Here is an 8,223-nt window from a genome sequence, read left to right as displayed (position 1 = left end):
AATAATACAGTCATAGGTGATATTGTTTTTGTATTGGAATATATAGATGGGTCTTATAAAAAGTTCTTTATTGAAAGTTATGCAAGCGGATACAATTTTAAGTTTTCGTCTTGGGACGGAAGTGCGTGGAGTGCAGACACTAACGTATCGCTACCGAATACAAATAATCCAAATAATATATTTAACTATTACAGTTTACAAAACGAATCAGAAGTTATTGCAGAACCAGGGTCATCTGATTGGGATTTTGTTTTTAGAAAGTATGACACCTTTTTAAATCCACCAGGACAGTATTACAATGTTACTGGTGTTTTACATAATCCAAATATTGAAATTGCGGAAAATGATGAGCCAAGTGGTATGCATGCAAACCCAGACCTAACTTTTTCGGACGATATTAATACAATTGGATATAATTGGAAAGCTTTTGGTGGAACTGGCTTTGTCGTCGATTCTGACAAAGCTTTTTATATAAAATATACGGATAATACTATTTATAGATTAACGTTTACAGAATTTTCAGGAACTAGCTCTGGAGATTTAACCTTTGTATATGAGGATGTTACAGCATCTTTGAGTATTGAAGATATTTCTAAAAATGTGTCTTTTGGTATTTATCCAAATCCATCAACAGATAAGCAAATTAACTTAGTTTATGACGTGAATGATCTAAGTTCAGATAAAAATGACGTCGCAATCTATTCTACTACTGGTCAAAAAGTATTTCAAACTACACTGAGTTCAAATCAAGGGTTTCGTAACAAATCACTTGATTTATCCTCCCTTTCTGATGGAGTCTATCTGTTACAATTTACGTCTGGTACATTTACAACAACCAAAAAAATAATTCTAAAATAAGCTTAACCGATTATTTATTTGAAAAGGTAGCTTAGGCTACCTTTTTTTTAACCTAAAATCAAAAATTATGAAAGTAATAACAAAAATATTGATCCTATCAATGTTGACCTTTAATATCACTGAAGCACAAAATTTTACACAATTAAGTACAAATCTTAACGATTATTGGTACCCTTCGTCCGATTGGGCAGATATTGATAATGATGGCGATAAAGACCTTGTTATTTCTGGAGCTTTAGATACAGATGCTAATGAATTTGCTGACACAAGTAAAGTAGATTTCTATGAAAATAATAATGGAGTAATGAGTTTGATTTCACAGCCTAATGTACAAGGTCTCCATTTAGGAGCTGTAAAGTTTTTAGATATTGATTATGATGGTGATATGGATTTAGTAGTCTCTGGTCAAAATTATGATGATATCACCTCTTTTTTCTTGACCGTTTATGAAAATAATAGTGGCGTTTTTATCGTAAAACAAGAGTTAGAAGGTGTCATTTATAGTTCTATTGATTTTGGTGATTATGATAATGATGGAGATTTGGATCTATTGATTACAGGAGTAGGGAGTAATGGAAGAGGTACCACAATTTATAATAATACTAATGGCACATTCTCTGATGCAATTGCTAATTTACCAGGAGTACAAGGTGGCAATGCTGTGTTTGGAGATATTGATAAAGATGAAGATTTAGATATCATAATTAATGGCTATGATTTAAACGGCGATAATTATGCTCAAATATTCAATAATGTAAACGGTATTTTCTCAGCAGGTCAAATCCCTTTTGCCACAGCAGATAGCTGGGTAACGCTTGGAGATTACGATAATGATGGTGACTTAGATTTAGTATTCACAGGTTATGATGCTAATTATGATTACTTAAGTAAAATTTATAATAATGACGGAAACGGCATGTTTACGGATTCAAATATTGTATTAGAAGGCGTCGGTAATTCAAGTGGTGCAACGCCAGTAGCTTGGGGAGATTATGATAACGATGGTGATTTAGATTTAGTATTATCTGGTTCAGATAATAACTTTAATGACCTTACTTATCTTTATAGAAACGACGGCACGGTTTTTACCTTGGTAGAAGAAGGTCTTATTAATCTTGGTGGAAGTACAAATGTGACTTGGTCAGATTACGACAATGATAACGACTTGGATATTTTAGTTTCTGGTTTTTTTGATGATGCTGCTTATGTATCTCAATCAGTTTTACATAAAAACAATATCGCTGTGGTCAATACACAACCGAATGTACCTACAAATCTTTCGAATCAAATAAATACTGATGATTCTATAACATTTACTTGGGATAATGCTTCTGACGATTTTACACCATCAGACGGTTTATTTTATTTTTTAAATGTAGGGACGACTCAAAATGGTTCTGAGATTGCATCTTACAAAGTCAATGGTAATTCATGGACAATTAAAAACTTAGCAAATACAAATTATTATTGGTCTGTAAGTGCTGTGGATACTGCTTTTATTATTTCTGATAAAGCTACAAGTGAGACTTTAGGTATTGAAAGCGTTTTTAATAATTTATCTTTTAGCGTTTATCCAAATCCGTCAAATGATAAGCAAATCAACTTAGTTTATGACGTGAATACTTTAAGTTCAGATAATAATGAAGTATCAATCTACTCTACAACTGGCCAGAAAGTATTTCAAAATACGCTGAGTTCAAATCTAGGGTTTCAGAACAAATTACTTGACTTGTCATCACTTTCTAGTGGTATTTATATGTTGAAATTTACTTCTGGTGAATTCACAACAACTAAAAAAATTATTCTAAAATAGGCTTGACCGAAACTATTGAATTAAAGACTGTCTGAAATGGCAGTCTTTTTTAATCAATGATATTTAGTAAAAATCTTAGTCGCTTCGTTATAAGAACTCTCAAAAGGCATCGCATTTAAATTGTGTGCTTTTTTCTGAGTAAAATAGGACAACATTTTTTCGGTTGGCCTATTACCTGTAAGTACGTCTTTTGCCAATGGGCAACCGGCTGAGTAAGCTGCATCAATTTTTTCGAACCAACGCGATGTGTGGTATGTAAATGTGCGCCAAATTCTATATGGGAATAGGTACGAATTAAATTTAAAAATAAGTATTCTATAGTATCAGAATCTGAACTGCCAATTGTATCACTGAGGGATAAAATCACATTCTAAAATTCTCTACATAGAAAAAAGTGGGTAAAGCTATTAAGAGCAATGCTCAACTTAGAACGGGAAATTTTAACCAAAAAACATCTGAAATTTATACCGATTTTAGCTTAATGACGTCAAATCAAAAATTACATCAGAAGTACTGCAAGTCACACTGGTTATAGAATATTAATTATTCCTAGCACTAAAAGCATCGTCCTATCACTATTTTTGATACGACGTGTATTTACATAAGTAATAGAGAAAGAAATTAAAATTCAAAATTAGAAAAAGAGGCCTAAATTATTTTAAAACTCAACCGCCTAAAGGATGAAAAGGTGATAAAATTACTCTACAGAGCCACTAACGCAGGTGTTACAATAAGATTGATAATTAGGTAGATTTACTTTTTAGTTCCGCGTATTGAGAGCCAAAGTGAACCTATTACAATCATCAATATTGTAGACCCTTTTTTGAAATACAGCAGCGTTAGTTCTCTGTTTATTTTCCATTTAACTCAAATAAAATATTGAAGAGGTTATTCAAGGGAATACAACAATAATCACCTATCAAAATATTATTTACTCTACCGAATACCTTAAGATGATTTTTAAATATCTATTGCGCATTTACGGAGACAAAAGCCAAGTTAAGAACTGATTTACAGGGATTCAAAAGCGTGAATAAACAAAGCCCAGCTATAAAAAAAAACTAAAACAAATATAATTTACCAATCCGACAGCGTGATTATAATGAACTACTAGACCTCAAGTGCTCACTAAAAATCCATTGGTATTTCCTACAGATGATTTGTTTGCTAAATTGATGACTTAAACAGGCCGTAGATTAACCACCGCGTAGTAACCAAACCTTATAAAAAAAACAGCATCTTAAAATGCTGTTTTTACTGTTATATCATAAGGCCCCTGTATCCCCAAGAATTTTAGCTATCTCGAGTAATTAGATGATTGCTTAGTAATTGTTATATCATGTGGATGACTTTTATTTAGACCACTCGCAGTAATTTTAACAAACCATCTTGTTTCTTTTAAAGTGGCAATATTTTTTGCGCCACAGTAGCCCACACCTGCCCTAAGGCCTCCAATAAACTGATGAATACTTTCTACCAAATCTCCTTTATATGGTACACGACCAACAATACCTTCTAGTACTAATTTTTTAATATCATCTTCTACATCTTAAAAATACCAGTCTTTACTCCCTTGTTTCATCGCTTCAACAGAACCCATACCTCTATACCGCTTAAACTTTCGGCTTTTGTAAATAATCGTTTCACCAGGACTCTCTTTTGTTCCTGCTAATAAGGACCCTAACATTACGATATCTTCACCAACGGCAATGGCTTTAGGAATATCTCCTGTATATCGAATTCTACCATCTGCAATTACGGGCACTCCTGAGCCTTTGATAGCTGCTGCAACTTCTAACACCGCTGAAAATTGTAAAAAACCAACACCTGCAATAACTTGAGTCGTACAAATAGAACTAGGTCCAATACCAACTTTTACGGCATCTGCCCCTCTTCGACCAAATATTTTGCGGCTTCACCAGTTGCGATGTTCCCAACGATGACATCTCGTTTAGGAAACTGTTGTTTTATAACTTTTAGAATGGTGACTACTCAAACAGTGTATCCATGCCGCTGTATCAATAACCACAGCATCTACTCTTGTTTTTACCAAAGCCTGAGCTCTATCCACAGCATCAACTGTAACTCTAATTGCTGCAGCAACGCGTAACCTTCCGTATTTATCTTTATTTGCATTTGACTTTTACGTTACTTTCGTAATAGCTATAAAAATAATTAGGCCCGCAAGTTTATAATTATCATCCAAAATAAGTAGTTTTTCAATTTTATGTTTTTGTAGAATCTTTTCAGCATCTTTAAGGAGGTACCTACAGCAGCAATAACGAAGTTTTCAATCGTCATGACCATCAACTATAGGTCTGTCATTTTTATGTTCAAATCTTAAGTCTCTAATAATTACAATCCCTTTGTAGTCTACAATAGGGATACCACCAATTCTGTACTCAGCCATGTTTCGCTTTGCATCTGCCACCGTTGCTGTTAAAGGCAGGGTCACAGGATCTATAATTATACCACTTTTAGCACGTTTTACGCGTCTTACTTTAGCCGCTTGCTCAGCAATGGTCCTATTTTTGTGCAACACACCAATACCTCCTTCTTGCGCCATAGCAATTGCCATTTTACTTTCAGTAACCGTGATCATAGCTGCTGAAATAACAGGAATGTTAATTGTAATATTTCGTGTAAATTTTGTCTGAATATTGACTTCGAGCGGAAGAACTTCCGAGAATGCCGGTACTAATAAAACGTGGTCGTAAGTAAGTCCTTCTCCTAAAATTTTATTTTCGGGCGCTTTCATTACAATTAAGGTATAATTGCATGTGTTTTTACGTATTTTTTTACCTTATTTTTCAATATAAAATACTACATTATTCTTGACAACGTAATACGTTGAATATAACCACAAAAAAACCAATCTTATCTTGCAAATAGATTAAAAAATGACAATAATATAACAAAATCTAAGCTAAAACTGATTTTATTAGTATCAACCGCGGCTAAAAAGTGAAGCTACATAACTATTTTTAGGTTGTTCTATAATTACTTTAGTCGCATCATGTTGCACCAAGACCCCATCTTTAATAATCATAATTTCGTCTGCAACTGCAGTAGCATCATCTGTATCATGTGTGATAAACAGGGCTGTGACTTGAGTTTGTTTTATAATTTGAAAAATTTCCTTTCTTAGCTTTACTCTGAAATTGGCATCGAGATTACTAAAAGGTTCATCTAATATTAAAATATCTGGCGATGGTGCCAAGGCTCTTGCCAAAGCAACACGTTGCTGTTGACCTCCAGATAACTGATGTGGATAGCGTTTTTCTAAATCTTTTAAACCCACCAAATCTAACAAATCAATAACTCGTTTCACTTTATCGACTCCCTTTGCTAAACCATAAGCAATATTTTTATACAAAGTAAGATGCGGAAACAATGCATAATCTTGAAAGACCATACCAATGTGTCGTTTTTCTGGTGGTGTAAATACTGTTGTCGAGGACACCACCTTATTATTGATTTGAATACAACCTTCATCTGGCGTTTCTAAACCTGCAATTAATCGACATAAAGTTGTTTTACCACTTCCACTCTCACCCACAATGGCTGTGATACTATTTCTCTTGATGTTTAAACTCAACTTAGAAACGGCAACTGTTTTAGTCTTATTGAAGGTTTTGGTCAAGTCTTGTAAAACTAAAATATTTTTAGAGGTAGGTTTAGCTTCGATTTTTTGCGTATTTTCTGACATTTCTATTTCAAAATTAGTCGGTTTAACAAAATAATAGGTACAATTCCCGTCGCAATGATGCATAATGAGGGTAAAGCAGCTTCCATTATCATTTCGTCACTAGCAAATTCATAGGCTTTAACTGCTAATGTATTGATGTGATAAGGTTTTAGAATTAAGGTTAATGGTAACTCTTTCATTACATCTACAAAAACTAAAATAAATGCGCCAATTAAACTGGGTTTTAGTAATGGGAATTCAATATTTAAAAAGGTTTTAAAAGGACTTTTTCCTAATAAACGAGAGGATTCCGATAAGCAATTTTTTAATTTTAATTGACCGGCCTCAATAGGATTAAAAGCCACAGCTAAAAACCGAATAATATACGCATAGATTAATATAAAAACAGTGCCATTAATCATAAAACCAATATCAGCATCAAAATAGGTTTTACCTATTTCAATACCCAATTTATCTAAACTTAATAACGGAATCATAACGCCAATGGCAATAATTGCTCCAGGGATAGCATAGCCTAAAACAGCAATACGCGAACTTTGTTTAAGTATGGCAATGCGATTCCATTTTGGGAAATATAAAACAAACACTGCAAAAATTACGGTTAAAAAAGATGCTGATACAGCAATGCCTAAACTTTGCAATGCAATAGGATAAAAACCTGCTGAAGCCACATCTGAAAAGGTTAAAACACACCAATATAACAATTGAAAAAAAGGAAGTACAAATCCCAATAAAACAGGAAAACCTACTATTATGAATAGTACAAATTGGCTTTGTTTAGAGACCTTTAATTTAGAAAGCTTCGCTTCACTCTTTAAAGAAAATGTAAATTTTTTAGCACCACGCTGCCAGCGTTCTAAACCAATAAACAGAAATACAACAACTAATAAAATAGCCGATAAATAAATGGCCGTAGAAGGCTCTTCTAAAGAAAACCAAGCTCTAAAAACGCCTGTGGTAAATGTTTGAACACCATAATATTTTGCAGCCCCATAATCATTAAGTACTTCCATAAGTACCAGGATTAAACCACCGATAATAGCTGGTCTTGCAAGTGGTAAAACAATTCTGAGAAGTGTTTTAAATTCGCTTGCACCCAACATTTTTGACGCTTCAATTAATCGTGATGATTGGTAGCGAAAGACCACACGGCTGCTAATATATACATAAGGATAAAGCGATATACTGAGTACAAAAATGAGCCCGTAGATGTTCATGACATCAAATTTGTATGGGTTAATATTTAGGACTCTCAACAGTAATTCTAAAGTGCCACCATAGTCAAAAAAACCAGCGTAAGCATACGCTGTAATGTAGGACGGAATTGCCAATGGTAAAATTAACAACCACTCTAAAGGTTGTCGCATAAAAAAATGATACCGACTAACAATCCAAGCGGAAGACACTCCGAAAAGAAAGGTCAATATTGTACAACCTACAATAAGAATTACGGTGTTAACTGTATAGTCTGGCAGTAGGTTTTTTACCACATGGAGCCACGATTCTCCTGGCCCTAAAAAAAGCTGTATAAATATAGTGATTATGGGTAACGACACAAAAGCAATAATGGCCAATGTTAACATTGACCATGTATTGAAATCGCGTTTTATATAAGTGTTAAATCGTTTTTTCAAGACTTATTTCCAACCAGCTTCGTCAAATAAAAGGACTGCTTTTTTATTGTTTTCACCCAACAAAGATAAGTCAACATTATCTTCTTTAAAGTCTCCCCAAGATTTTAATAATTCTGAAGTTTTAGCTTCTGGATTTACAGGATATTCATAATTGACGGTTGCAAATACGTCTTGCGCTTCTTTGCTAATTAGAAATTCTAAAAATTTAA

At 33.6% G+C, this 8,223-nt stretch carries 6 protein-coding genes and 3 pseudogenes; 4 read left to right on the top strand and 5 right to left on the bottom strand.

Annotated elements, in window-relative coordinates; all coding sequences use genetic code 11:
* Nucleotides 1-858 (top strand): T9SS type A sorting domain-containing protein (locus tag B2U95_RS03575; RefSeq protein WP_296312909.1); only part of this gene is annotated, 858 nt, incomplete at its 5' end.
* A 67-nt stretch (nt 859-925) separates the two neighbouring features.
* Complete coding sequence (locus tag B2U95_RS03570) at nt 926-2,671, top strand: FG-GAP-like repeat-containing protein (protein ID WP_296312907.1); 1,746 nt, start codon at nt 926-928, stop codon at nt 2,669-2,671.
* A gap of 53 nt (nt 2,672-2,724) precedes the next feature.
* Here B2U95_RS03570 and B2U95_RS03565 read toward each other — a convergent pair.
* Nucleotides 2,725-3,035 (bottom strand): annotated as a pseudogene (locus tag B2U95_RS03565) (hydroxymethylglutaryl-CoA lyase); the annotation flags it as partial.
* A gap of 30 nt (nt 3,036-3,065) precedes the next feature.
* Here B2U95_RS03565 and B2U95_RS16270 point away from each other — a divergent pair.
* Both B2U95_RS16270 and B2U95_RS16265 read left to right on the top strand, forming a co-directional pair.
* Nucleotides 3,066-3,206, top strand: a complete 141-nt coding sequence (locus B2U95_RS16270; protein ID WP_414727658.1) for a hypothetical protein — start codon at nt 3,066-3,068, stop codon at nt 3,204-3,206.
* Between the two features lie 117 nt (nt 3,207-3,323).
* Nucleotides 3,324-3,422, top strand: a complete 99-nt coding sequence (locus B2U95_RS16265) for a hypothetical protein (protein ID WP_414727659.1) — start codon at nt 3,324-3,326, stop codon at nt 3,420-3,422.
* 546 nt (nt 3,423-3,968) lie between these two features.
* Here B2U95_RS16265 and guaB read toward each other — a convergent pair.
* The 4 genes and pseudogenes from guaB to B2U95_RS03540 all read right to left on the bottom strand — a co-directional run.
* Nucleotides 3,969-5,429, bottom strand: a pseudogene (guaB, locus tag B2U95_RS16260) (IMP dehydrogenase).
* 189 nt (nt 5,430-5,618) lie between these two features.
* The gene (locus B2U95_RS03550) at nt 5,619-6,380 is read right to left on the bottom strand and encodes an ABC transporter ATP-binding protein (protein WP_296312904.1); all 762 of its coding nucleotides are present in this window, start codon (nt 6,378-6,380) and stop codon (nt 5,619-5,621) included.
* Nucleotides 6,381-6,382: 2 nt separating this feature from the next.
* Nucleotides 6,383-8,014: an ABC transporter permease gene (locus B2U95_RS03545; protein WP_296312903.1), complete on the bottom strand. Its 1,632-nt coding sequence runs from the start codon at nt 8,012-8,014 to the stop codon at nt 6,383-6,385.
* A gap of 3 nt (nt 8,015-8,017) precedes the next feature.
* Nucleotides 8,018-8,223 (bottom strand): annotated as a pseudogene (locus tag B2U95_RS03540) (Fe(3+) ABC transporter substrate-binding protein); the annotation flags it as partial.

Source organism: Winogradskyella sp. UBA3174, assembly GCF_002364335.1.
In the GTDB taxonomy this organism is placed as follows: domain Bacteria; phylum Bacteroidota; class Bacteroidia; order Flavobacteriales; family Flavobacteriaceae; genus Winogradskyella.
The sequence above is the reverse complement of the archived record's forward strand: the minus strand, read 5'-3'. Positions and strand labels throughout refer to the sequence as shown.

Bases quoted from the DNA above. Each gene is read 5' to 3' on its own strand.
- B2U95_RS03570 (WP_296312907.1), top strand. From the start codon at position 926: ATGAAAGTAATAACAAAAATATTGATCCTATCAATGTTGACCTTTAAT.
- B2U95_RS03550 (WP_296312904.1), bottom strand. From the start codon at position 6,380: ATGTCAGAAAATACGCAAAAAATCGAAGCTAAACCTACCTCTAAAAAT.